The 24443-nt window shown below is 70.4% G+C and carries 20 protein-coding genes; 11 read left to right on the forward strand and 9 right to left on the reverse strand.

Annotated elements, in window-relative coordinates; genetic code table 11:
• Positions 1-196: 196 nt before the first annotated feature.
• Together HG543_RS11900 and HG543_RS11905 are read left to right on the forward strand one after the other, a co-directional pair.
• Positions 197-1666 carry a M28 family metallopeptidase gene (locus tag HG543_RS11900; protein ID WP_211193879.1) on the forward strand — a complete coding sequence of 490 codons (1470 nt, stop codon included), beginning with the start codon at positions 197-199 and terminating at the stop codon, positions 1664-1666.
• 65 nt (positions 1667-1731) lie between these two features.
• A complete protein-coding gene (locus HG543_RS11905) occupies positions 1732-3810 on the forward strand; it encodes a prolyl oligopeptidase family serine peptidase (protein WP_169344845.1) in 2079 nt (692 codons plus the stop codon).
• 8 nt (positions 3811-3818) lie between these two features.
• On the opposite strand, the gene HG543_RS11910 is transcribed toward HG543_RS11905, so the two are convergent.
• Both HG543_RS11910 and HG543_RS11915 read right to left on the reverse strand, forming a co-directional pair.
• Positions 3819-4463, reverse strand: a complete 645-nt coding sequence (locus HG543_RS11910; protein ID WP_169344846.1) for a DUF8737 domain-containing protein — start codon at positions 4461-4463, stop codon at positions 3819-3821.
• Between the two features lie 188 nt (positions 4464-4651).
• Positions 4652-4861 carry a hypothetical protein gene (locus HG543_RS11915; RefSeq protein WP_169344847.1) on the reverse strand — a complete coding sequence of 70 codons (210 nt, stop codon included), beginning with the start codon at positions 4859-4861 and terminating at the stop codon, positions 4652-4654.
• Positions 4862-4999: 138 nt separating this feature from the next.
• On the opposite strand from HG543_RS11915, the gene HG543_RS11920 reads away from it, so the two are divergent.
• From HG543_RS11920 to HG543_RS11930, 3 genes are all read left to right on the forward strand, one after another.
• The gene (locus tag HG543_RS11920; RefSeq protein WP_169344848.1) at positions 5000-5950 is read left to right on the forward strand and encodes a LysR substrate-binding domain-containing protein; all 951 of its coding nucleotides are present in this window, start codon (positions 5000-5002) and stop codon (positions 5948-5950) included.
• A gap of 235 nt (positions 5951-6185) precedes the next feature.
• Positions 6186-7127: a hypothetical protein gene (locus tag HG543_RS11925; RefSeq protein ID WP_169344849.1), complete on the forward strand. Its 942-nt coding sequence runs from the start codon at positions 6186-6188 to the stop codon at positions 7125-7127.
• 72 nt (positions 7128-7199) lie between these two features.
• Complete coding sequence (locus tag HG543_RS11930) at positions 7200-7934, forward strand: glutathione S-transferase family protein (RefSeq protein ID WP_169344850.1); 735 nt, start codon at positions 7200-7202, stop codon at positions 7932-7934.
• 58 nt (positions 7935-7992) lie between these two features.
• On the opposite strand, the gene HG543_RS11935 is transcribed toward HG543_RS11930, so the two are convergent.
• The 3 genes from HG543_RS11935 to HG543_RS11945 all read right to left on the reverse strand — a co-directional run bounded on the left by HG543_RS11935 (position 7993) and on the right by HG543_RS11945 (position 10630).
• Positions 7993-8757: a LolA family protein gene (locus HG543_RS11935; protein ID WP_169344851.1), complete on the reverse strand. Its 765-nt coding sequence runs from the start codon at positions 8755-8757 to the stop codon at positions 7993-7995.
• A gap of 123 nt (positions 8758-8880) precedes the next feature.
• Complete coding sequence (locus tag HG543_RS11940; protein ID WP_011556714.1) at positions 8881-9915, reverse strand: rod shape-determining protein; 1035 nt, start codon at positions 9913-9915, stop codon at positions 8881-8883.
• 163 nt (positions 9916-10078) lie between these two features.
• Complete coding sequence (locus HG543_RS11945) at positions 10079-10630, reverse strand: putative ABC transporter permease (protein ID WP_169344852.1); 552 nt, start codon at positions 10628-10630, stop codon at positions 10079-10081.
• A 269-nt stretch (positions 10631-10899) separates the two neighbouring features.
• On the opposite strand from HG543_RS11945, the gene HG543_RS11950 reads away from it, so the two are divergent.
• Complete coding sequence (locus HG543_RS11950; RefSeq protein ID WP_169344853.1) at positions 10900-11358, forward strand: hypothetical protein; 459 nt, start codon at positions 10900-10902, stop codon at positions 11356-11358.
• Between the two features lie 173 nt (positions 11359-11531).
• Positions 11532-13619: a monovalent cation:proton antiporter family protein gene (locus HG543_RS11955; RefSeq protein ID WP_169344854.1), complete on the forward strand. Its 2088-nt coding sequence runs from the start codon at positions 11532-11534 to the stop codon at positions 13617-13619.
• On the opposite strand, the gene HG543_RS11960 is transcribed toward HG543_RS11955, so the two are convergent.
• Positions 13594-14313 carry a glycosyltransferase family 2 protein gene (locus tag HG543_RS11960; protein WP_169344855.1) on the reverse strand — a complete coding sequence of 240 codons (720 nt, stop codon included), beginning with the start codon at positions 14311-14313 and terminating at the stop codon, positions 13594-13596. The two genes, HG543_RS11955 and HG543_RS11960, sit on opposite strands and share 26 nt — an antisense overlap.
• 164 nt (positions 14314-14477) lie before the next feature.
• Between HG543_RS11960 and HG543_RS11965 the strand changes: the two genes are divergently transcribed.
• Entirely contained in the window at positions 14478-17000 is a 2523-nt protein-coding gene (locus HG543_RS11965; protein ID WP_169344856.1) for an ATP-binding response regulator, read from the forward strand.
• Here the strand turns inward: HG543_RS11965 and HG543_RS11970 are convergent.
• Entirely contained in the window at positions 16978-18420 is a 1443-nt protein-coding gene (locus HG543_RS11970; RefSeq protein WP_169344857.1) for a pyridoxal phosphate-dependent decarboxylase family protein, read from the reverse strand. The two genes, HG543_RS11965 and HG543_RS11970, sit on opposite strands and share 23 nt — an antisense overlap.
• 217 nt (positions 18421-18637) lie before the next feature.
• Between HG543_RS11970 and HG543_RS11975 the strand changes: the two genes are divergently transcribed.
• A complete protein-coding gene (locus HG543_RS11975) occupies positions 18638-18874 on the forward strand; it encodes an Rdx family protein (protein ID WP_246356950.1) in 237 nt (78 codons plus the stop codon).
• Between the two features lie 67 nt (positions 18875-18941).
• Here HG543_RS11975 and HG543_RS11980 read toward each other — a convergent pair whose 3' ends face one another.
• A complete protein-coding gene (locus HG543_RS11980; RefSeq protein ID WP_169344859.1) occupies positions 18942-20612 on the reverse strand; it encodes a DUF1501 domain-containing protein in 1671 nt (556 codons plus the stop codon).
• Positions 20613-20628: 16 nt separating this feature from the next.
• Positions 20629-23028, reverse strand: a complete 2400-nt coding sequence (locus HG543_RS11985; RefSeq protein ID WP_169344860.1) for a carbohydrate-binding domain-containing protein — start codon at positions 23026-23028, stop codon at positions 20629-20631.
• A 214-nt stretch (positions 23029-23242) separates the two neighbouring features.
• Between HG543_RS11985 and HG543_RS11990 the strand changes: the two genes are divergently transcribed.
• Positions 23243-23563 carry a hypothetical protein gene (locus HG543_RS11990; RefSeq protein ID WP_211193880.1) on the forward strand — a complete coding sequence of 107 codons (321 nt, stop codon included), beginning with the start codon at positions 23243-23245 and terminating at the stop codon, positions 23561-23563.
• 52 nt (positions 23564-23615) lie between these two features.
• The gene (locus HG543_RS11995; RefSeq protein ID WP_169344881.1) at positions 23616-24440 is read left to right on the forward strand and encodes a 2,3,4,5-tetrahydropyridine-2,6-dicarboxylate N-succinyltransferase; all 825 of its coding nucleotides are present in this window, start codon (positions 23616-23618) and stop codon (positions 24438-24440) included.
• The last annotated feature ends 3 nt before the right edge of the window (positions 24441-24443 follow it).

Consider the following 24443-nt stretch of genomic DNA (forward strand, 5'->3'; position numbering starts at 1 on the left):
GGATGTAACGGGCGGGGGAGGCGCGTGCTGGCGGCGGACCATGAAGGCACGCGTCGCACCTTGCAAGCCTCGGGCTCACCGGCGCTCGCGCCTGGAGTGCCAGGACGGCGCGCTGCGACACGGAATTGCGGTGACTTCAAGGAATCCATGGAGGTGCTACGGTCCCCGCCGCTACCCCCTCTCCGAGGAGAAGACCGTGACCCGTCTTGGTGTTGGAGCGCGCCCGGCCTCGGGCGTCGCGCAGGCCGTCCGGCGTGTCTCACGTGCGCTGGGTGCTTCGTCCCTGCTGCTCGTCCCGCTGTTCGCGCATGGCGCCGGTACCGATGACGTGCCCAGGAAGGCGGCCGCCGCCGCGCTGGAGAAGGACGAGCGCGCCGCGCGTCCGGTGCCGCACGACGTGCGGGAGATGCTGCGCGAGATGCGCGAGCAGAACATCGAGAACACCATCCGCACCCTCGTGTCGTTCGGGACGCGCAACACGCTGTCCGTCCAGGACGACCCGACGCGGGGCATCGGCGCCGCGCGTGACTGGCTGAAGGCGCGGTTCGACGCCATCGCCGCGAAGTCGGGCGGGCGGATGACGGTGGAGCTGCAGAGCTACGTGCAGCCGCCCGCCTCGCGCATCCCCGTGCCCACCGTCATCACCAACGTCGTCGCCACGCTGAAGGGCTCGCAGCGCGAGTCCGAGGGCCGCGTCTACGTCGTCAGCGGCCACTACGACTCGATGTGCACCGACCCCGTCGACGCCACCTGCGACGCGCCGGGCGCCAATGACGACGCCTCCGGTGTGGCCGCCGTGCTGGAGCTGGCCCGCGTCATGGCCACGCGCGACTTCGACGCCACCATCGTCTTCATGGCCGTGGCGGGCGAGGAGCAGGGGCTCTACGGCTCCACCTACCACGCCACGCAGGCCAAGGCGGCCGGGCGCAACATCGCCGCCATGTTCACCAATGACATCATCGGCAGCTCGCGCGCGGATGACGGCTCGAGAGACCCGTTCACCGTGCGCGTGTTCGCGGAAGGCGTGCCCACGGCCGAGACGCCCGCGGAGGCGAACACCCGCCGCTCGGTGGGTGGAGAGAACGACTCGCCGTCGCGGCAGCTCGCGCGCTACGTCAAGGACGTGGCGGAGAACAGCGCCACGGGCATGCGGGTCAACATCATCTACCGCCGGGACCGCTACCGCCGGGGCGGAGACCACATTCCCTTCCTCCAGCAGGGCTACGCCGCGCTGCGCTTCACCGAGCCCCACGAGAACTACGCCCACCAGCACCAGAACGTGCGCACGGAGAACGGCACCGTCTTCGGCGACCTGCCCGAGTTCGTCGACTTCGCCTACACCACGCGCGTGGCCCGGGTGAATGGCGCCGCGCTCGCCGCGCTCGCCCGCGCTCCGGCGGTTCCCTCCAACACGCGCATCATCACCACCCGGCTCACCAATGACACCGAGCTGGCCTGGGACGCCAACCCCGAGCCCGACGTCGTGGGCTACGAAATCGTCTATCGCGAGACGGACGAGGCGCTCTGGACGCACACCCTCCGGGTGGGCAACGTGACGACCTTCACGGTGCCAGGCCTGTCCAAGGACAACTACTTCTTCGGCGTGCGCGCCGTGGACCGCGACGGCTACCGCAGCCCCGTGGCCTTCCCGCGCCCCGCGCAGTAATCCCTTGGGAATGGGGCGGGCCTCGCGGTGTTGGAGGCCCGCTTCGGCCAAGGGAGATGATGAGGATGCGCAGTGTGTTCGTCGCGTCGGTGTTGACGGGAGTGTTGAGCGCCCCTGGGGCCCTGGCCGCGGAGGACCCCTTCCTGTGGTTGGAGGAGGTGCAGGGGACCCGGGCGCTCGAGTGGGTGCGCACCCAGAACGAGAAGACGCTGGCCGCGCTGGAGAAGGACCCGCGCTTCGAGACCTTTCACAAGGAAGCGCTGGAGTTCCTCACCGCCACCGACCGCATCCCCACCCCCGAGTTCCGGGCGGGAGGCGTGGACAACTTCTGGCAGGACGCGGCGAACCCCCGCGGCGTCTGGCGCCACACCTCGGTGGACAGCTACGGCGGCCCGGCGCCGCAATGGAAGACGGTGCTGGACGTGGATGCCCTGTCGAAGGCCGAGGGCGCCAACTGGATATGGAAGGGCCATGAGTGCCTGCCGCCCGCGGACGCGCGGTGCCTCGTGCGCCTGTCCAACGGCGGCAAGGACGCGGTCGAGGTGCGGGAGTTCGACGCGACCACCGGGAAGTTCGTGGACGGAGGCTTCCGGCTGCCGGAGGGCAAGCAGTCCTCGGACTGGCTGGACGCGGACACGCTGCTCGTGGGCCGCGACTGGGGCGGCGACACGCTCACCGAGTCCGGCTACGCGTTCGTGCTCAAGCACTGGAGGCGCGGGACGCCGCTGGCCCAGGCGAAGGAGGTCTTCCGGGGCGAGCGCACGGACGTCCACGGCTCGCCGATGATGCTGCGGGACGCCGAGGGCCAGCTCCAGGCGGTGCTGGTCAACCGCGCGGTGACCTTCTTCGAGTCCGAGTTCTGGCTGCTCGACGGCGCGGCCCCGGTGCGCCTGTCCCTTCCGAGGAAGACGTCCTACCAGGGCTTCGTGCAGGGGCAGGTCGTCTTCAGCCTGGAGGAGGACTGGGGGCGCTTCAAGCAGGGCGCGCTGCTGGCCTTCCCCCTGGCCGCGCTGAAGGCGGACGCCGCCTCGGCGAAGCCGGCGCTGGTGCTGCAGCCGGGGCCGCGTCAGGCCATCGACGGGGTGGCCGCCACGCGGAGCACGCTGCTGGTCAACGTGTACGAGGACGTGAAGGGCGCGCTGGATGTCTACACGCCGGTGGGCGGTAAGTGGACGCGCAAGCGGCTGGACCTGCCGAAGAACGCGTCGGTGGGCATCACCGCGACCTCGTCCGCGCATGACCGGCTCTTCGTGAAGTCGCAGGGCTTCCTGGAGCCGACGGCGCTGTGGCTGGGGGATGCGTCCGCGGCGACGGTGAAGAAGGTGAAGAGCCAGCCGGCGCGCTTCGACGCGTCCACGCATCAGGTGGAGCAGTTCTGGGCGAAGTCGAAGGACGGCACCCGGGTGCCCTACTTCGTGGTGCGCTCGCGGAAGCGCAAGGCTGACGGCGGCGCGCCCACGTTGGTGCACGCGTATGGCGGCTTCCAGGTCTCCAAGACGCCCGTGTACCAGCCGGAGGTGGGCAAGCTGTGGCTGGAGCGCGGCGGCGCGTACGTCGTCGCCAACATCCGGGGGGGCGGTGAGTTCGGTCCCCGCTGGCACCAGGCCGCGCTGCGGGAGAACCGGCAGCGCGCCTTCGACGACTTCGCCGCCGTGATGGAGGACCTGGTGCGCAGGAAGATCAGCTCCCCGCGCCGCATGGGCATCTACGGCCGCTCCAATGGAGGCGTGCTCACCAGCGTGTCGATGACCCAGCGGCCGGACCTGATGAACGCGGCCGTCATCGAGAGCCCGCTCATCGACATGATGCGCTACCACAAGCTGCCGGCCGGCGCGTCGTGGGTGGGCGAGTACGGCAACCCGGAGGTGCCCGCGGACGCGGCGTTCATCTCGAAGTACTCCGCCTACCAGAACCTGAAGGAAGGCGTGCGCTACCCCAAGCCGTACATCACCACCAACATGAAGGACGACCGCGTCCACCCGGGCCACGCGCGCAAGTTCGCCGCCCGGCTGGAGGCCATGGAGCTGCCGTACCTCTATTACGAGAACACCGACGGTGGGCACTCCAACGACGCGGACCCGCTGCTGAACGCGCGCCGCTGGGCGCTCCACTCCGTGTACCTCGCACAGCAGTTGATGGACTGACGTGGGGCTCAGCGCCCGGTGGGGTGTCCCGCCGGGCGCGTGCCGAAGAGCCGCGCCAGCACGAGGCCGTGGGTGATGAACACCAGCGGCACGATGAACAGCGGCAGCAGTGAGAAGGGGAAGCGCGTCAGCGTGGCGGGGATGAGCACGTCGCCCTCGAGGAGAATCATCCGCTGCGCGTTGCCGACGACCCACAGGATGTCGAGCAGCCCCGCCACGCTCCAGGCCAGGGCCAGGGTCCACTTCAGCCGCGTATTGGCGGGGAAGGCGAGCGCCGCCAGGGGCGCCGCGAGTCCGACGGCGATGTCGCCCCAGCCGGCCTGCAGTGCGAAGGCGCCGGGGAGCCGACCTCGCGCGTGGAGGACGAGAAAGCCGACTCCCGCCACCACGCGCACCAGGTGGAAGAGCACCGCGGGCCTCGGGTCCAGCGAGAGCACGGCGGCTCGGAAGGCCCGCGAGCTTGCGCAGGCCAGGGCGAAGGTCAGCACGCTCCCGCCGATGAGCAGCGGGATGACGGCCGGCGGGGACGACTCCAGGACGCCGGAAGCGGACACGAGCAGGGCGACACACGCCCAGCCCAGCAGGCCCGCGAGCACGGCCCGGCGCATGGGAGGGAGTGGGGAGGAGGGAGCGGGGAGGATGTGGTCGGTCATGATGGGCCCTCGCATTTCAGGCTTCGTGCCATGGCAGAGTCTGGAGCCATGGGGCCGCCGGCGACGCGCCGCGCGCCTGCTCGGCGCGCCGACCCTCCCCGTGGGTGGGCTTTACAGGTGACCGGGGGCGCATGAGAGGTCCGGCGCTTCCCGCTGCGCACGAATGCTGACGCGCCCCGCTCCGTGCTTCAGCCGCATCCTCCAGCCAGGCAGCCGGCCGCGTCGCCGAGCGGCACGGCCTGGGTCTCGGTGTGCCGCCCGTGGCGGAGGGTCGCCGCCGGGTCACCGGGAGTGGGGCGGCACTCCGGCGCTCTGGCCTGAGGGTCCCGCTCCGAGTCTTCCGGGTCGACGGTGGTCAAGTATCCCTGCAACATCAGCAGGCCCTTGTAGATGTTCATGGGAGCCTCCTCTGGCCGTCACGACGGGCGTGGGGCGCTCGTCGTGTTGAACGCTTCTCAAGGTAAGGACATCCTGCTGAGGCAAAAAGCGATGATTTTGCAAGCCAGCCTTCAACTCTCTTCAAGGCTCTGACCGGAATGTCCCGCCCCTCCTTGTACGCCCTGCAGGGCTTCGTGGCCGCCGCCCGCCATGGGAATCTGTCGCACGCGGCGCGGTCGCTGCACCTGACCGTCAGCGCGCTGAGCCACCAGATTCGCGGCCTGGAGGACCAGCTCGGCCAGCGGCTCTTCGTGCGCAACGCGCGCGGCGTCGAGCTGACCGCCGACGGGCGGCGGCTGTTCGAGCGCGTCGCCGAGCACCTCGACGCGATAGAGCACGCGATGCGGCCGTTCCGCGCGCGCCGCGACGAGGTGCTGACGCTCACGCTGCTGCCCTCGTTCGCGACGAGCTGGCTCGTGCCACGCCTGCCGCGCTTCGTCGCGCTCCATCCCCAGCTCGAAATCAACCTGCACTCGAGCGCGGAGCTGGTCGACTTCGACCGGGCCACCGACATCGACGCGGGAGTCCGCTTCGGGCGCGGATACTGGCCGGGGCTGCGCGCCGTGCACCTCTTCGACGACCAGGTCACCCCCTCGGCGAGCCCGGCGCTGCTCGAACGGCTGGGACGCCCCACGCTCCAGACGCTGGATCGCTTCCCCCTGCTGGGCTCACCGAACTCCTGGCGCGAGTGGTTCGAGCGCCACGGGGGAACGTTGCCCCGGCGCTTCGTCGCCAACTTCGACGACTCGGAGACGCTGCATCGCGCGGCGGTGGAGGGGCTCGGCATCGCGCTGGGCCGGGTGACGCTCATCCGCCCGCTGGTGCAGGCGGGACTGCTGGTGCCGCTCTTCACCGAATCCCTCAAGGCCGACTACGCGCACTACCTCGTGTACCCCGCGCGCTCGGACGACCATACGGGGCTCGCCGCGTTCCGCGAGTGGCTGCTCGCCGAGGCGCGAGATTACGTCGCGCTGGACTCGCCGCCCGCGGTGCCCGTTCGCGACGCTGAAGTCAAACGCGGCGGCCGGCGGAAGCGGACTCGCGGATAGCACTCACGGGAGGGGCTCCAACGACTTGCACGAGCGTCCGCTACCCCACGCCCTCGCTGTCCCAAGACAGACGCCCTCTCACCCCCTGGAACGGGGGCCGCACCTCGACCGTCCAACGCTCCGAGAATCCTCGCAGGGGACGTCACTCTCGATTCCACAGCGCGACCCGGATGTCCCCTGAGGGCCCGACAGGGTTCTCGGTAGGTGGCTCCAATGATTCACAGTGGGGGCGTGCATGCGGTCCAGACGCATTGAAGGCTTGCTGGTGGTGTCGTGGCTCGCGGTGGCCTGGGGTTGCGGGCCGGTGGAGGACGTCGAGGCGGACCCGAGGGGTGAAGTGGACACCGCCGAGCAGGAGTTGGGCTCGGTGAATGGCCTGTCCTTCAACGGCCTGTCCTTCAATGGGTTGTCGTTCAATGGACTGTCCTTCAATGGGCTGTCATTCAATGGGTTGAGCCAGCAGGGCCTGAGTTCGGCGCGGTTCGGGACCTGGTTCCAATCCAACCCGGCACTGGCGAACATGGTGATGCGGTACATGGTGCGCTGCGCGGTGCCCGCGGGGCAGACCCGGAGCTACACGGATGCGCGCAGCGGGAAGTCGTATTCCTGGGCCGGGCAGCTCGGGCTCGCGCCGGGCTGGGCCAGTGGTCAGCGCCCCTCAACGGCCGAGCAGCAGGTGGTGTCGGCGTGCCTGGCCGCGCACACCACCAATACCGGGGTCTCGATGGCCATCTCCGTGCTGGGCAGGGATGGCCGGGGGCAGCCCATTCCCTACTCGCGGGAGGAACTCTCGAACCATTCCGTGCGGGAGGCCTGCTTCTTCGGCAACCTCTTCAACGGGGAGGGCGTCTACGTGGCCAGTGACCAGGGCGTGCTGCGCGGGAGTCAGAGCTCGCCGCGCGGCTGCGCGCTCTCTCCGGGGCCGTTCCAGCGCATCGAGGAGAACTGTCCGCCCCTGATTCCGCTCGTGAGCTGCGACCTCTACTGCGAGCCATCCATCGGGAAGCCGTACCGCGATGCCTGCCGATACAACGGCGTCACCTACCGGGCCATCACCACGCGGCTCCGGCCGGAGGACGTCTTCCTCTGTGGAGACGGCACGTGCCAGTACACGGAGTCTTGTGGCTGGGGGCGCACCTACCGTGACTGCCTGGCCGACTGCGGAGTCTGCCAGTGAGGCACGGTCGCTGAGCTTCGGCGTGCCGGCGGTGGTGCGCGCCTGACGCGACGGCGTAGTGTCCGGGTCCGTATGCGCACACTCTACGGACTCGGCTACTCGGGCTGGACGGAGAAGGCCCGCTGGGCGTTGGACCACCATCGCGTCACCTACCGCTACCGCGAGCACATGCCGCTCATCGGCGAGCCCGTTCTGCGCTGGCGCACGGCGCGCGGGGTGCGCCCCTCCGTTCCGCTGCTCCTCGACGAGGAGGGCTCCATCACCGGCTCGTTCCACATCGCGAAGCGAGCGGAGGCGGTGGGGCAGGGCGAGCCCCTCTTCCCTCCGGACGCGGAGGACCTCAACGTCCGCTGGGAGGAGACGGGTGAGCGCGTGCTCGGTGTGGCGCGCGCGCACGTCGTCGTCGGACTGCTCCAGAACCGCCGGGCCCAGGAGGAGAGCCTCCCCGCGTTCGTCCCCTCCTGGCTCCGGGGGCTCATGGCCCCGTCCGCCCGCATGGGCGCGCGCTTCATCGCCCGGAAGCATCGCGCGCGCGGCGACGTGGACGCCGCCATCCAGGAGACCGTCGTCCCCGCCCTGGAGCAGCTCCGCGCCGCGCTCGCAGGCCGCCCCTACCTCCACGGCCGCTTCACCTACGCGGACATCAACGCCGCGGCGATGCTCCAGTTCCTGCGCCCCGTGGACGACCGCTACCTCCCGCTGGGGCCCGGCACGCGGGAGGTGTGGACGCACGCGCCGCTCGCCGCTCGCTACTCCGACCTGCTCGCGTGGCGGGATGACCTCTACGCGAAGCACCGGAAGCCGTGAGCGGCGCGTCGGGCGGCTCCGGCGCGCTTCGTGAGGGCGCGCCCGAGCCGTGTGCCACTCAGGGCGTCTTCCCGCCCTCCGGCGCGCCCTGGCCCAGGCGCTGGCGAAGCAGCTCCTGAATCTGCTCGGGCGTCTTGCCCTTGAGGTCCTCGGGTTTGAGGCCCCCCGGCATCGCGCCGGGAGCAGGCGCCGCCAGCTTCTGGTAGTCCGCCGGCACGGTGAAGCGCGAGTCCGGCACCGGCCCCGTCTGGATGTTGGTGAGGTTGACCTCCGTCACGTCGCCCCCGGCGCCGAACGTCTGCGCGCGGATGTAGGGCACCTCGGCCAGGTCCGTGGGACGCCACACCTTCTGGCGCGACGGCCTGCCGTGGATGTCCGGCGTCATGCCCTCATAGACGACGGCGGAATGGCCGTTGACCTTCTCGTTGCCCACCTTCTTGTAGCCCTGCTCCTTGAAGCACGCGTCGAAGTCCTGCGTCTTCCCCGTGCACGAGCCGGGCAGCTTCACCGGCAGGTCATCCAGGCTGCGCTCCATCACCATCTTCTGCGTGTGCATCACCGTGGTGCCGGTGCGCTTCTCGTAGTTGAAGATGAAGGACACCTGCAGCGGCTTGCCGTCCGGGCCGGGCGTCTGCGAGTCCATGCGGAGCACGCCCTTGCGCCCGTAGATCTTCCCCGTCATCTCCGGCGGCGCCTTCTGGCCGGCCGGAGGCGTGAACTTCGTGGTGGCATCCGCCTGCCAGTCGGCGAGGGCGGGCGTGGCCATCAGCAGCGTGGCGGCGGCGAGTCCGGACAGCCTGTGACGAAGGGGGGTGGGGTTCATCCGCCCACCACAGTCCAGCGCCCGCGCGGCTGTCAAACGGCCGCCAGCACGGCGCCGGAAAAGCGAACGGCGCCGGCCTCCCGAGGGAAGCACGGCGCCGTGAAGGAAGGACTGGAAGGACGCTCAGCCCGGCTGGCAGACCTGGCGGAGGATGTCGAGCGACTCCAGCGCCTTGCCCGCGCCAATCACCACCGCGGACAGCGGGTCCTCGGCGAGGAACACGGGCAGGCCCGTCTCCTCGCGCAGGAGCGTGTCCAGGTTCTTCAGCAGCGCGCCGCCACCGGCGAGCACGATGCCGCGGTCGGCGATGTCGCCGGCGAGCTCGGGCGGGGTGCGCTCCAGCGTCAGCTTCACCGCCTCGACGATGCCGTTGACGGGCTCGGCGAGCGCGTCACGCACCTCGTCGCTGGACACCGTCAGCGTGCGCGGCACGCCGGCCACCAGGTCGCGACCCTTGATCTCCATGGTCATGACCTCGTCCGTCGGGTACGCGGTGCCGATGCCCATCTTGATGAGCTCCGCGGTGCGCTCGCCGATGAGCAGGTTGTACTTGCGCTTGACGTACTGGATGATGGCCTCATCCAGCTTGTCGCCGCCGATGCGGACGCTCTTGGCGAACACGATGCCGGCCAGGCTGATGACCGCGACGTCGGACGTGCCACCGCCGATGTCGACAATCATGTTGCCGCTCGGCTCCGTCACCGGCAGGCCCGCGCCAATGGCCGCGGCCATGGGCTGCTCGATGAGGTAGACCTCGCGGGCGCCCGCGTTGGCCGCCGCCTCGCGCACCGCACGGCGCTCCACCTCGGTGATGCCGGAGGGGATGCCGATGATGATGCGCGGGTTGACGAGCGTCTTGCGGTTGTGGGCGCTCTGGATGAAGTACCGGAGCATCGCCGCGGTGATTTCGAAGTCCGCGATGACGCCGTCCTTCATCGGACGGATGGCCACGATGTTGCCCGGGGTACGCCCGAGCATCTCCTTGGCCTCCTTGCCCACAGCGAGGACCTTCTTGCCCCCGCGCGCGTCCTGTTGCACGGCCACCACGGAAGGCTCGTTGGACACGATGCCCTGACCGCGGATGTAGATGAGCGTGTTCGCCGTGCCGAGGTCGATGGCCAGGTCACGCGAAAAGAGGGTGTGAAGCCAGTCAAACATACGGGGGCGGAAACTTTCGGGGAGTCGGCGGAATTTCCCCCACAGCGTGGGGGAAGACGCGCGGAAGGTACTACGCGACGCAGCACGGAGGAAGAAAAGCCGGAAGCAGGTTCGACATCTGGCCGGTCAGCAGTCGGCCAGCGGACGTGCTCCGCCCCGGCCCTCAGTGCAGGGAGGCAGACTCGGCGTGGGCCAGCTCGAAGCGCCGGGCCACCACCCCCGCCTCCTCCGGTTCTCCCTCGGGGAGCGCCCCCTCCGGCAGGATTCCGGCCTCCTCGGCCCGCCGGTACTCCGGCGTCTGGGTGAGGGCCTCGCTGGTGACGTGGAGCAGGGTGTCGCGGACGGGCTCGAACAGCAGCGCGGTGAGGTACCAGGCGGGCGCGTAGTCCAGCCGGATGAGGCCGTGGACGCTCCAGCGGTGCGGCGAGTAGTCCCACGGACAGCGGCCGAGCAGGCGCTTCAGGAACCACCCCGTGCCGTACTCCGCCGCGAAGATGAGGGCGGTGTAGGCCAGCGCCCGCACCGGCCGGGGCAGGGGCTTGAGCCGGGCGGAGACCTCCTCCAGGGCCAGGGCCGTCCCCCCGTAGATGGGGTGCATCCACAAATACGTCTTGGCGGTAGCGCTCCTGTCTCGCTTCAGGGCCGAGCCGGCGCCCGTGAACAGGACCTCCAACACCCACCCGGTACACCCGTAGAGCAAGAATCGTGAAAGCACATCGGGAACCTAAGAATCGCTTCTGGATGGGGGCAGTGGCTTGACGGAAACCAGTGCCCGTCTGCCCCCGACCGCCGGCGGTGAGGTGTGCACCGGCGGACGTCAGGGCCTCCCCTTGGGACGAGGGGACATGGGCCTACAGTGGGCGTGGAGGTGCTTTACACGGCGAATGGGCGCGTAATACAGGACAGGCGATGCGCTCCCTCGGCCCGACATCGCGAAGGTCTGGCCTCGGGCGCCGGGGACCCGGGGTGTGGCTCCCCTGGGGGGTGGGAGCCCTCCTGGGACTCGGGCTGCTCCTGCTCGGCCCGGGCTTCTGGAGCGGGCGCTTCACGGAGACCCAGCCGCCGTCCTTTCTCGCCGGGTGGCTCGTCCAGGATGTCGAAGCCGGACCCGGCGTCTCCGGACCCCGGGTCCTCACCCGTCGTCCCTCACGCCAGCCCTCCTGGACGCGGCTGCATGGGGTGGGGTTCGACACCTGGGCCGCGCCCGGGCAGGCACCGTCCCTCGGCTCGCGCGCGAGCTGGTGCGCGGCGCGGGGCCGGGGGGGCTTCTCGCCGGACGGCTTCGCGGAGCATCGCTGGAGTCGCCTGCGGTGGGACGTGCCCGACACGGCGCTCGCGCGGCGGGTGCGCCACCCGGTGGCGCCGGTGTCCCCTCGCAGTGGCCTCGCGGACCAGCCCCCCCTCATCACCCGGCCCCTTCGCGGACCTCCCGCGCCCGGCTGATGCGCTCCTGACGGGGGCGCCGTCGCGGGGCGGGCTTTCGCGCTTCCTCCGCCCGCTTACATCCATGTGGCCAGGTCCACCGTTCCCGACGGTAGCGACCGGGAGCCCACGGCCCTTCTCCCTTCTTCGATTCGAATCGTGAGCGCCCCCGGCGGGGGCGCCGAGGTGTCTTGATGCACGGAGCACACGAGGTCCTCCAGGCCATCGCCATCGTCCTCTGCGTGGCCGCGGTGACGACCGTCCTCTTCCAGCGGCTGCGCCAGCCCGTCGTCCTCGGCTACATCCTGGCCGGGCTCGTGGTGGGCCCGCACGTGCCGATTCCGCTGGTGGCCAACCCGGACGTCGTCGCCACGCTGTCGGAGCTGGGCGTCATCCTGCTGATGTTCTCGCTCGGGCTGGAGTTCAGCCTGCGCAAGCTGTTCTCGGTGGGGTTCACCGCGGGCCTCACGGCGGTCATCCAGTGCGCCATCATGGTGTGGCTGGGCTTCGTGGTGGGCCGGGCCTTCGGATGGACGTCGCGGGAGAGCATCTTCATCGGCGCCATCATCGCCATCTCCAGCACCACCATCATCGCCAAGGCCTTCGACGAACAGGGCATCAAGGGCCGGCTGCGCGAATTGGTGGTGGGCGTGCTCATCGTCGAGGACCTCATCGCCGTGCTGCTGATGGCGACGCTGACGGCCATCTCCACGGGTGCGGGCCTGTCCCTGGGGGAGCTGTCGCTGACGACGGGCCGGCTGGTGGCGTTCCTGGTGGGGCTGGTGGTGGTGGGGCTCTTCATCATCCCCCGGGCGGTGCGCGCCGTGGTGAAGCTGAACCGGCCGGAGACGACGCTGGTGGCGAGCATGGGCATCTGCTTCGCGGTGGCGCTGCTGGCGCAGGCGTTCGGCTACTCGGTGGCGCTGGGGGCCTTCCTGGCGGGCTCGCTGGTGGCGGAGTCCGGCGAGGAGAAGGTGGTGGAGCACCTGGTGCAGCCGGTGCGGGACATGTTCGCCGCCATCTTCTTCGTGTCGGTGGGCATGCTCATCAGCCCGGCGCTCATCGCGGAGCACTGGGTGGCCATCCTGGTGCTCACGCTGGTGGTCATCGCCGGGAAGATCCTGGGTGTCACCCTGGGCGCGTTCCTCACGGGCAACGGCACGCGCACGTCCGTGCAGGCGGGCATGAGCCTGGCGCAGATTGGCGAGTTCTCCTTCATCATCGCGGGGCTGGGGCTGTCGCTGAGGGCGACGGGGGACTTCGTCTACCCGGTGGCGGTGGCCGTGTCGGCGATTACCACGCTCACCACGCCCATCCTCATCAAGACGTCCGGGCCGGTGGCGACCTGGGTGGACCGGAAGCTGCCCAAGCCGCTGCAGACGTTCGCCACGCTGTACGGCACCTGGGTGGAGCGGCTGCGGGAGGCGCCCGCGCACCAGACGCGCGGCGTGGAGGTGCGCCGGCTGGCGCGGCTGCTGCTCCTGGACGCGGCGCTGCTCATCGGGCTGGCTATCGGCATCTCGCTGGGGACGCGCAAGGTGGCGCTGTTCATCGAGGAGCGGACGGGCATCAGCCGGGCGCTGGCGGAGAACCTCCTGCTGGTGGGAGTGGCCGTCCTCTCGGTGCCGTTCCTGGTGGGCATCGTCCGGATGGCGCGCCGGCTCGGGGAGGTGCTGGCGCAGGCGGCGCTGCCTCCGCGCCAGGACGGGAAGGTGGACCTGGCGGCGGCGCCCCGGCGGCTGCTCATCGTCACGCTGCAGGTGGTGACGGTGCTGCTGGTGGGCATCCCCCTGGTGGCGATTACGCAGCCCTTCCTCCGGGGGCCGGCGGGGCCGCTCATCATCCTGGTGCTGCTGGTGACACTGGGCGTGGCCTTCTGGCGCGGGGCCACCAACCTGCACGGGCACGTGCGCGCGGGGGCGGAGGTCGTCGTGGCGGCGCTCGCGGCGCAGTCCCACTCGCGGGAGCCGGGCTCGGAGGAGCACGCGCTGGACGACGTGCCGAAGCTGCTGCCCGGCCTGGGCGAGCCGGTGCCCGTGCGGCTGGAGGACTCGAGCCCCGCGGTGGGCCAGACGCTGGCGCAATTGAACCTGCGCGGCCTGACGGGCGCGACGGTGCTCGCGATTCAGCGTGGCGAAGAGAGCGTGTCCGTGCCCACGGCCCAGGAGGTGCTGCGCTCCGGGGACGTGCTCGCGCTGACGGGCACGCAGGAAGCGGTGCAGGCGGCGCGGGGCCTGCTGGAGCGGGGCGGGGCGCCTATCGCTTCACCGAGTACTTCATGATGGCGTAGAGGGCGCGCACGCCGTCCTTCCAGCCAATCTTCTTGCCCTCTTCGTAGGTGCGCCCGTGGTAGCTGATGGGGACCTCGAACACCCTCCAGTTGCCGCGGGCCACCTTGGCGGTGATTTCCGGCTCGAAGCCGAACCGGTCCTCCTCCACGTCCACGGAGCGGAGCACCTCGGCGCGGAAGGCCTTGTAACAGGTCTCCATGTCGGTGAGGTTCAGCCCGCTCGTCATGTTGGAGAGCGTGGTGAGCGCCTTGTTCATCACCGTGTGCCAGTAATACAGCACGCGCCGGGGCGTGCCCGTGAAGCGGCTGCCGAAGACGACGTCCGCCTCCCCGTCGAGGATGGGCTGGATGACGCGGGGGATGTCGCGCGGGTCGTACTCCAGGTCCGCGTCCTGGACGATGACGATGTCCCCGGTGGCCTCGGAGAAGCCCCGGCGTAGCGCCGCGCCCTTGCCCTGGTTGTGCTCCTGGAAGAGCACGCGGATTTCGTTGCGGTTGCGCGGCGTGCCGCCCAGGAGCGCCACCCCCTGCTCCGCGAGCTGGCGCAGGAACTCCCGGCTGCCGTCCTTGGAGCAGTCGTCAATCAGCACCAGCTCCTTCGGGAAGTCGACGGCGATGCAGCGGCGCAGCAGCTCCGCGAGGGTGGGAATCTCGTTGTAGACGGGGATGACGAGCGACACGAGCATGGCGGCTCGCGCGTCTATCCCATCGGGGGCGAATGTCCAGCACCCCGCCCTCGCGAGATGGAGGGCTGGCGCGGCTTCCCAAGCTTACATGAAATGCTTGTTCGCCCTGGCGGTGGGGCCCGGAAGGGTCCCCGCGTCCTCGGGGCGAAGCGTGGGGGAAGGGCATGAACGACCATCTCGGACACGCGGACCACGGGGTGTTGTCCGTGGAGGCCTCGGCGGGGGATGAGGGCGGGCTGGCGGCGGGGCTGAGGGATTTCCTCTACGGCGCGTGGCACATGCCGCACGGGCATTGCTACCAGTGGCAGCCGGACCTGGTGGCGCTGCACGTGCTGTCGGACGCGCTCATCGGCAGCGCCTATCTGTTCATCTCGCTCACGCTGTACGTGCTGGTGCGGCGCATCCGGCTGCCCTTCGGGGGGATGATTCTCTCCTTTGGCGTCTTCATCGGCGCGTGCGGGCTGACGCACCTGATGGAGGTGTGGAACGTCTGGCACTCGGCGTACTGGCTGGCGGGGGGCGTGAAGGCGGTGACGGCGGTGGCCTCGGTGGCCACGGGGGTGTACCTGCTGCCCTTCCGCCGCCGGGTGGCGGAGGTGGTGGCGTCCGCGCGCGTGTCCGAGGAGCGCCGGGTGGCGCTGGAGAAGAGCAGCCAGGAGCTGGAGGCGCTCTACTCGCGGCTGAAGGAGTCCGAGGCGCAGCGCACCGGCTTCTTCGCCAACGTCAGCCACGAGCTGCGCACGCCGCTGGCGCTCATCCTGGGTCCGGTGGAGCGGCTGCTCGGGCGGGAGGGGCTGGAGTCGCGCGAGCGGAAGGACCTGGAGGTGGTGCGGCGCAACGCGCGCGTGCTGCTGCGGCACGTGAACGCGCTGCTGGACGTGGCCCGGCTGGACGCGGGGCAGATGCGGGTGTCCTACGCGGAGGAGGACCTGGCGCGGCGGGTGCGGCTGTGCGCGGAGAACTTCGAGGGGCTCGTGGCGGAGCGGCGGCTGCGCTACACGCTGGAGCTGCCGTCGGCGCTGCCGGCGCAGGTGGACGGGGACAAGGTGGAGCGGGTGGTGCTGAACCTGCTCTCCAACGCGATGAAGTTCACCCCCGAGGAGGGCTCCATCCGCGTGGCCCTGAGCGCCGAGGCGGGGTGGGGCCGGCTGGTGGTGGAGGACAGCGGGCCGGGCGTGCCGGCGGAGCTGCGGGAGGTCATCTTCGAGCGCTTCCGCCAGGGCGAGGGCGGCACCGTGCGCGAGTTCGGCGGCACCGGGCTGGGGCTGGCGATTGCTCGCGACTTCGTGACGCTGCACGGCGGGCGCATCCGGGGGGAGGAGCGGCCGGGAGGCGGCGCGCGCTTCGTGGTGGAGTTGCCGCTGGTGGCGCCGTCGGGGGTCCAGGTGCAGTCCCGCCCGGAGCCACGCGCCACGCCGGGCGCGGCCCATGCGGAGCTGGACGTGCTGCGCCCGACGGCGGACGCGGCCGAGGCGCTGCCCGTGCGGGAGGACGACGCGTTCCGCCCGCGGGTGCTGGTGGTGGAGGACACGCGGGAGATGCGCCGCTACGTGGCGGAGTCGCTGGCGCCGGACTTCCGGGTGGCCACGGCGGTGGACGGAGAGGACGGGCTGCGGCAGGCGGAGGCGCTGCGGCCGGACGTCATCGTCAGCGACGTGATGATGCCTCGCATGGGCGGGGACCAGCTGGTGCGCGAGGTGCGCGCGCGCGCCGGGCTGGAGGCCACGCCCATCCTGCTGCTGACGGCGCGGGCGGATGACGCGATGCGGGTGGACCTCCTGCGCGCGGGGGCGCAGGACTACCTGGTGAAGCCCTTCCTGGCGGAGGAGCTGGTGGCGCGCGTGGCGAACCTCGCGGTGATGAAGCGCACGCGCGAGGTGCTGCGGGACGCGCTGGACGCGCGCACGGCGGACATGGAGGGGCTGGCGCGGGAACTGGGGCTGCGCAAGCGACAGCTCGAGGCGGCGCTGGAGACGACCCGCTCCGCGCGCCGGGTGGCGGAGCAGGCCAGCGAGTCCAAGGGCACGCTGCTGCGGCTGGTGTCCCACGAGCTGCGCACGCCGCTGTCCGTGCTACAGCTCACCCAGCACGCCCTCTTGCGCGAGCTGGGCACCCTTCCGCCGAAGCCGGCGGAGATGTTCGAGCGGCTGACGCGCGCCACCACGCGGCTGCGGGACATGACGGAGATGGTGCTCCAGTACCAGCAGCTCGAAGGGGGCCGGCTGGTGGCGCGGCGCGAGCCGGTGGACCTGGTGGCGCTGGTGGGCGAGGTGCTGGACGAGGTGCGTGGCGAGGCGGAGCGCAAGGGACTGGAGCTGACGCTGGCGCGGCCGTGCGGGATGGTGCAGGCGCGCACGGACCCGCGCATGGTGCACCTGGTGGTGCTCAACCTGATGCTGAACGCGGTGAAGTACACGCAGCAGGGCGGGGTGTACGTGGCGCTGGAGGTGGCGCCGGACCTGCGGCGGGTGACGGTGCGCGACACCGGCCCGGGGATTCCCGAGGAGGCGCGGGCGCGCATCTTCGAGCCCTTCCAGCACCTGGAGCCGCTGGACCACAAGTCCAAGCCGGGCGTGGGTCTGGGGCTGACGCTCGTGCGCGAGCTGGTGTCCGTGCTGGGCGGGACGGTGACGCTGGAGTCCGAGCCGGGCAAGGGCAGCACGTTCACCGTCGAGCTGCCGTCCTGAGTGCCTCCATCATCGCGTCCAGGTCCGCGTCGGTGGTGAGCGGGTTGATGAGGGTGACGCGCAGGTACACCCCCTTGGGCAGCTTCGTCTGCACGAGGTAGAAGTCTCCGCGCGTCACCAGCCGCTCGCGCAGGCGGGCCTGGAGCGCGTCCCACTCTTCCGGCGGAACGTGCGCGGGGGTGTGGCGGAAGCAGAGGATGTTGCAGTCCGGCTGTGTCGCCACCTCGAAGTCGCCCGCGGCCGTCAGGCGCTTCGCGAAGCGGCGGGCCTGGTCGTACGACTCCGTCACCGCGTCCGAGAACAGCCGCGTGCCCAGCACCGAGAGGCACGCGTACACCTTGAGCGCCATCATCTCCTTCGTGCACTCCAGGGTGCGCAGGGCCACGTCGCTCCACGGGCGCTCGGCGTCGCCGTGGAAGAGGTAGCTGGCCTCCTGGGCGAAGGCCTCGAAGGAGCGCGAGCCGTCGCGGAAGAGGACGGCCGTCACCAGCGCCGGCATCAACAGCCCCTTGTGCGCGTCCCACACCACCGAGTCCGCCCGGTCGATGCCGCGCACGAGGTGCCGGTACGTGGGGCTGAGCGCGGCCGAGGCGCCATGCGCGCCATCCACGTGGAACCACAGGTCGTGGCGCTCGCAGAAGTCGGCCACGGGCTCCAGCGGGTCGAAGGCGCCGGTGGCGGTGGAGCCGGCGCTGGCCACCACGGCAATCACCTTGCGCCCGGCGAGCGTGGCCGTCTTCAGCGCGATGTCCAGCGCCTCCGGACGCAGGCGGAAGCGCTCGTCCACCGAGACGGGCGTCACGCCGCCCTCGCCCCAGCCCATGATGCGGGTGGCGCGGGAGATGGAGTAGTGGGCCGACTTCGGCACCAGCACGGTGAGGGGCGGGCCCGCGTGGGCGCCCTCGTTCCACGCGTCGTAGCCGGCCTTCGCCTGGCGCGCGGCGAGCAGCGCGGTGAGGTTGCCGGCGGAGCCGCCCGAGGTGAGCACGCCGTCGGTGGTCTCCGGCATGCCCAGGCGCGCGGCCATCCACCGCAGCACGTTGCGCTCCATGGCGGTGGAGACGGGGCCCATCTCGTACACGGCCATGCCGTTGTTGAGCAGCGACGAGACGGCGTCGCACAGCGCGGCCAGCGGCACGGGCGCCGTCACCTGGTGGCCCGCGTAGCGCGGGTGATGCAGGTGGTTGGAGCCGGACAGCACCCGGGCGATGAGGTCCGCGAAGTCGCCCGAGGGCTCCTCGGGGAAGGCGGCGGCGAAGCGGTCCACGTTCACCGCGGGCGCCGCCCAGGGCAGCACCGGCCCCTCGCCGCGCTCCGCCTGGGCGAGGTACCCGGCCAGCGTGTCCACCAGGCGGTGGGCCTCGCGGCGGAACGTCTCTGCGTCGTAGGCGGCGGCAACGCGGCGGCGGAAGTCCGTCATGGCGCGGCGGAACCTAACCGCGCGACCGCACCCCGGGAATGGGGCGCCGGTCCGTTTCCAAGAGTCCAGCTCTCTCCCAGTAAGAGCGTCTCGACTCCAGGCAGGCGGGAGGGCGCCACGTCGGGCGGGCGGACACTGGCCATGGGCGAGGCGTCGCAGTAACTCAGTCTGTGGGCGCACGTGCCGTGCGCTCCACGTACACGCAAGGAGGCCCGCCATGGCCGACCCGAAGGTGACGATTACGTACTGTACTTCCTGAGGCTACAAGCCTCGGGCCGCCCGTGCGGCGGCCGTATTGAAGGATGAGCTGGACCTGGAAGCGGAGCTGAAACCGGGACCGTCGGGAAGCTACGTGGTCGCCGTCGATGGCAAGGTGGTCATCGAGAAGAAGACGCTGGCGTTCCCCACGGAGCAGGAAATCGTCGACGCGGTGTCGAAGGTCATCGGGAGGTAGCCCGCTCCGGAAGCGTGTCCAGGCTCAAGGCCGGCACGCCCGTTCCGGGCGGCCGGCCTTCTTCCGCTCAGCGCTTGATGAACGTCAGCGGCGGCCTGTCGTTGCGGCCCTTGCCCGCGGCCTTGAGCGCGGCCGGGTTCAGTCCGGACAGGTGCAGCGCCGTCGAGTACACGTGGCCCGCGTCCGTGATGAAGCTGTTGGGGCTCTTCGTGCGGCCCGGAACCAGCAGGCCCGTGTCCGGGTCATACGCCGGGTCCAGCGTGCCGTCCGGCATGAGGGGGATGCCCTCCAGCGACGAGCTGCCCACGCGGCCGTACTGCGTGTTCCCGCGCACCGTGCCGCCCAGGAAGGCCGCGCTGCTCACCCGCCAGTGCTGGCAGCAGTCCTGGGTCATGAGTTCCTCGTACTTCTGCGCGTCCGGGGTGGCGGAGTTCGCGAGGATGGACTCCACGTCCCCCGAGATGGTGCGCCCCATCTCCGAGGCGAGCACGATGGTGGTGAAGTCGTAGTAGCTCTTCCCCGTCGTCCCGTAGGGCGTGGCCTTCAGCTTCGCCACCAGCGTCTTCAGCGGGTTCCAGAGGTTCTTGCGCATGGCGTCGCGCTGGTCCGACTGGCCCTTGTTGTTCATGATGCCGCGGCGGTCCCGGTGCGTGTCGAATTGCCGCAGGCCCCGGTTCTCGATGAAGAAGCCGATGGACAGGCCCTTCGTCATCAGCTCGTACGTCATCAGCGCCTGCACGTTGGTGTTCGGCGTCTCCTTCGAGCGGGCCGGGTTGCCGTTGATGGACGCCGAGTCCGTCGCCTCGTCCGCCGCGGTGACGCCGAACTCCGCGCGCAATTGCGTGTGGGTGAAGAGCGTGCGCGGGTCGATGTTGATGGTGCCGCCCGCCGTGAGCGCCCGGTGGATTTGCAGCGCCGAGGCGAAGGCCTTCACCGACTCGCTGTTCTTCTCCGCCAGGAAGGACGCCTGGAGGTTGTCGGTGAACTGGCGGATGCGCGCGTCGCGCTGGCCCTGCGCCACGCTGCCCAGCGAGGACAGGCGCTCGCGCATGGCGGCCGGCGTCTTGCCGTAGATGGTGTGCGCGTGCACCGGGCCCAGCCGCTCGTAGTAGCCCGTGCCGTCCGGGTAGGACGGAATGGACAGCTCTCCGTCCGCCAGCCACCGGTGCCACGAGACGTGGGGCAGCAGGAAGCCGTTGCCGTACGCCTCGCAGAAGGCCTGCATGACGGTGCGCTCGTCCGGGTTGCGCTTGCCGGAATAGGACGCGCTGTACTTGCCGTAGTGGTACTCCCACCGGCCGCCCGAGTGGAACGTGTTGCCGTTGTGGCTGGACACCACCGCGAGGTCCGGGAACAGCTCCAGCCCGTCCGCCGCGAGGTAGCCGTACTGGATGTTGCCCTGCGTCTTCGGCGGGTCCAGCGGCGAGGTGCCGTAGTTCTTCGGCCGGTAGCGGTGCTGGCTCCACGAGGGCGTGGGACGCAGCGTGCCCGCGGGGATGACGCGGGTGGCGTCGTTGGGCGTGTGGACGGGGTTGAACATGCTGTACCCGTCCCAGCCTCCCTCCTGGAACCAGTAGATGAGGAAGTGCGGCTCGGCGGCCTCGGCGGCGGCGGCCTCGGCGATGCCCAGCTCCTTCTTCGTGCCCGGGACACCAAAGGCGCGGAAGAAGCGGAGCCAGTCCAGGGCGCTGATGGCGGCGCCAGCGGTGGCGCCAGCGAGGAATTGGCGGCGTTTCATGGCGGCAACTCTCCGGTCAGCGGCGCAGGTACTCGGGTGAGGTGGCGAGCGTCTTGAGCACGGCCTTGAGGTTGCCGTGGCTCTCCTTCGACACGTCCCACAGGCGCTTGTAGATGACGCGCTCGTCGAGCGTGTGGCGCATCTCCCGCCCGAAGAAGAGCGCGTACTGGGCGTTGAGCGTGCGGCGGATGAAGGCCTCCTTCTTCACCGCCTGCGTGGAGAAGGCCTCCATGCCCTGGCCCTTGTACGCGTACACGCTCACGAGGCCCCGGTCGCTGTCGTCCAGCGGCCGGCCCTCCACGTCCGTCATGCGGTAGTTGCCCTCGTCGTCCCAGCGCAGGCGCTGGTGCGCCAGCGGCGTGAGCGTCTGGTGGCAGGAGAAGCAGAGGCTGTTGGGGTCCACCGTGGAGGAGGCCGTGGCCGCGCCGCGCATGTCGAAGACCTCCGAGGGAATCTCGTACAGCGTGCCCATGAAGTCCGTCATCACGCGCGCCGCGTAGTTGTAGTGCGGCAGGCCGGGCTTGTTCTTGATGAAGCCCTTCATGGTGAGCACGCCCGTCTTCCCGTGCTCGGCGGGGCGCGCCACCTGCTGGAAGTCCGTGCCCACCGAGTAGTCACCCGTGAGCAGCTCCTCGAAGGGCTTCTCCTCCACGACGAGGTGCGTCCACAGGCGCGCGGGCTCGTCCGTGTCCGGCGTGCCCTCGCTCTCCGTGCGCACCCGCATCCGTTGGTAGTACCAGTCGCGGAACTCCGTCGACGCGAGGTACCCGTCGACCATGGCCTCCCACGTCTGCTGGCCGCTCTCCAGCGCGGTGAACTCGGCGGCGGTGGGGGGGCGGCCCACCAGGTCCAGCGCCAGCTTCACCAAGAGCAGCTTGTCGCGCTCCTTGCCGCTCAGGTTCTCGACCGAGGGCGGCAGGGTGAAGAGGAAGTCCGGCGAGCGCATCAGGCCCTCGCACAGGCCGCTCCAGGCCTTGGGGAGGTGGGCCTCGATGTCGTTGAGGTCCTTCACCAGCGCGTGGCCGTTGGCGCGCTCCTGCGCGGTGGCGGCGCGGTAGAGCATCCGCCGGTAGAGCGTGTCCACCTTGGCCCGCGCCGCGTCCGCGCGCTGCGTGCCGGTGGAGGCCTCGGTGGGGCCGTACACCTGGAGCGCGTCCACGTGCAGGTTGCGGTCGCAGACGCCGGACTCGCCGTAGTCGTTGGTGAAGTGCACGGACAGCACGTGGTCGCCCGCCGTCACCGCCTGGGCGTGGACGAAGTCCGCGTAGGCCGTGTCGTTGGAGACGTCCCACTCCTTGACGATGACACCGTCAATCTTGAGCTGCATGTGCGGCAGGTCGGGGCCGCACAGGTTGCCCCTGGACTTCACTGTGAAGCGGTACGTGGCGCTGACGGGGAAGGCGTACGGCTGGGCCGTGGTGAGGCTGCCGGTGGTGTAGAGGTTCCACCCGGTGGTGCCGGACCGCGCGCCGGTGCTGGCGACAATCTGCGTGCCGGCGGGGATGGTGCCGTCCGTGCGCGCCGCGTTCTCCATCTCGTACTGCTTCGTGGTGGGCGCGGGGATGTCCACCAGCGGCTGCGCCAGGTCCAAACCGGTGAAGGGCCCCGTCTTGTGGGTGGCCGCCGTGAGGCACACGTCGCGGGACAGGTCGTCCAGGCCCAGGAAGAAGTCCGCGGTGGCGGCGCGCGCCTCGACGAAGTGGTCCTTGTAGTCCACGCCGCCGAACAGGCCCACGTTCTGCGCGAAGCGGTCCACCTCGCCCCGCACCCACGTGTCGTTGAAGACGGCCTTCACCTTCCCCCGCAGCTGGTCGTAGCCGATGAAGGGGTTGTCGTACGTGGACAGCGCTGGGCCGCTGTAGGGCTCGAGGAGCGCCAGGGGGAACTCCTCGTCCGGCCGGGCCGAGGGCTGGCGCGTCTCCACCGCCGCGAGCTGGCAGGTGAGGCTGGCCACGGCGGCAATCTCCTGCGCGCTCCACGACGGCTGCCCGCGCGGCATGCGCGCCGACATGTCCGTGGTGACGAGGCGCGACAGCAGCGAGCCGGACTCCGGCTTCATGAAGCCCGCCGCGCGCGCGGCGTAGAAGGTCTCCACCCCGTTCTGCGTCACCGTGAAGAGGCGCGCATGGGTGGTGGAGTGGCAGGAGATGCAGCCAGACACCTCGCGCACCATCGCCGGGTGCACCACCCGCGCGAAGTCCTCGGCGATGCTCTGGAGCGTCACCCCGGCGGGCACGCTTTCGAGGTCACACGGCAGCGAGCCGTCCTGCTGCACGGGGGGCGGATCCGGATCCGGGTCGTCGTAGTCCGGCACGCCCTGCTGCTGGTCGAACGAGACCTGGCCGGAGCAACCGGCGGCCAACAGGGCGAGGACAGCGAGGGCGCGGCGCCACGGGCGCAGGGGAGATGCGCGCATGAGCCCTCCAGATGGGGGGGGTGAGGGTTAACCCAAGGGTGTCATGATTGTCCGCAGGTGAACCAGTCGAGTTGCGTCAAAAAGCCAGAAAACCCCGGGAATGCTTCGAAAGTTGTAAGGGAAAGCCACCGAGCGTGCAAGCGCTCGCACGTCGGGTGCGTGCTCGCGGGGGTGAAGGTGGGACACCAGCTTCAAAGTCCAGGAGGTGACACCCATGGCGTGGCCAGAGTTGGCGTCGCCCTACGAGCGGCGCTCCATCATCCAGGGCATGAAGGTGCGGGACGAGGGAGGGAAGAAGCTGGGGCACGTGGCCTTCATCGGGCAGGAGCACCTGTTCGTGCGGCGGTGGCCCTTCAGCCTGCACTGGTCGGAGGTGCCGCTGTCACGGGTGCGGCACGTGGCGCGGGGCTCGGTGGTGTTGGAAGGGCGATTCCCGAACGGGCTGCCGGAGACGGACAAGGCACTGCGCGGGGAGATTCCCACGCAGACGTACCCGTTGGTGGAACCCCCGGGCGTCGGCGCGGCCCACACGTGAGTGCGGCGCGGCGCCGGGAAGTGTGCTTTTAGGAGGCGCCATGTCTGCCGCCATGACTCCGATTGAAGAGCTGTCCCAGAAGGTGTCCGCCGCGTTCGCGGACCGGACGAAGCTGAAGGACCCGGCCCATGTGGCCGCCGTGCGCGAGACGGTGGCGCGGCTCGACTCGGGCGAGCTGCGCGTGGCCGAGAAGGGCGCGGAGGGCTGGAAGGTCAACGCCTGGGTGAAGGAGGCCATCCTCCTGTTCTTCGCGGTGTCGGAGATGCAGGTGATGGAGATGGGCCCCTTCGAGTTCTACGACAAGGTGCCCCTGAAGAAGGGCCTGGAGGCGGCGGGTGTGCGCGTGGTGCCTCCGGGCACGGTGCGCTACGGCGCCTTCGTGGAGCGCGGCGCGGTGGTGATGCCGGGCTATGTGAATATCGGCGCGCGCGTGGGCGCGGGCACCATGGTGGACACGTGGGCCACGGTGGGCAGCTGCGCCCAGGTGGGCAAGCACGTGCACCTGTCCGGCGGCGTGGGCCTGGGCGGCGTGCTCGAGCCGCCCACGGCGTCGCCCGTCATCATCGAGGACGGCGCCTTCCTGGGCAGCCGCTGCATCGTCGTGGAGGGCGTGGTGGTGGAGGAGGAGGCGGTGCTGGGCGCCAACGTGGTGCTCACCGCGTCCACGCAGATCATCGACGTCACCGGGCCGGAGGAGAAAATCTACAAGGGCCGCGTGCCGGCGCGCAGCGTGGTGATTCCGGGCATGCGCGAGAAGCAGTTCCCCGCCGGCAAGTTCATGGTGCCGTGCGCGCTCATCATCGGCCAGCGCACGAAGTCCACGGACCAGAAGACCAGCCTCAACGCCGCCCTGCGGGACTTCGCGGTGCCCGTCTAGGCC

The sequence above is a fragment of the Pyxidicoccus fallax genome, assembly GCF_012933655.1.
GTDB lineage: Bacteria > Myxococcota > Myxococcia > Myxococcales > Myxococcaceae > Myxococcus > Myxococcus fallax.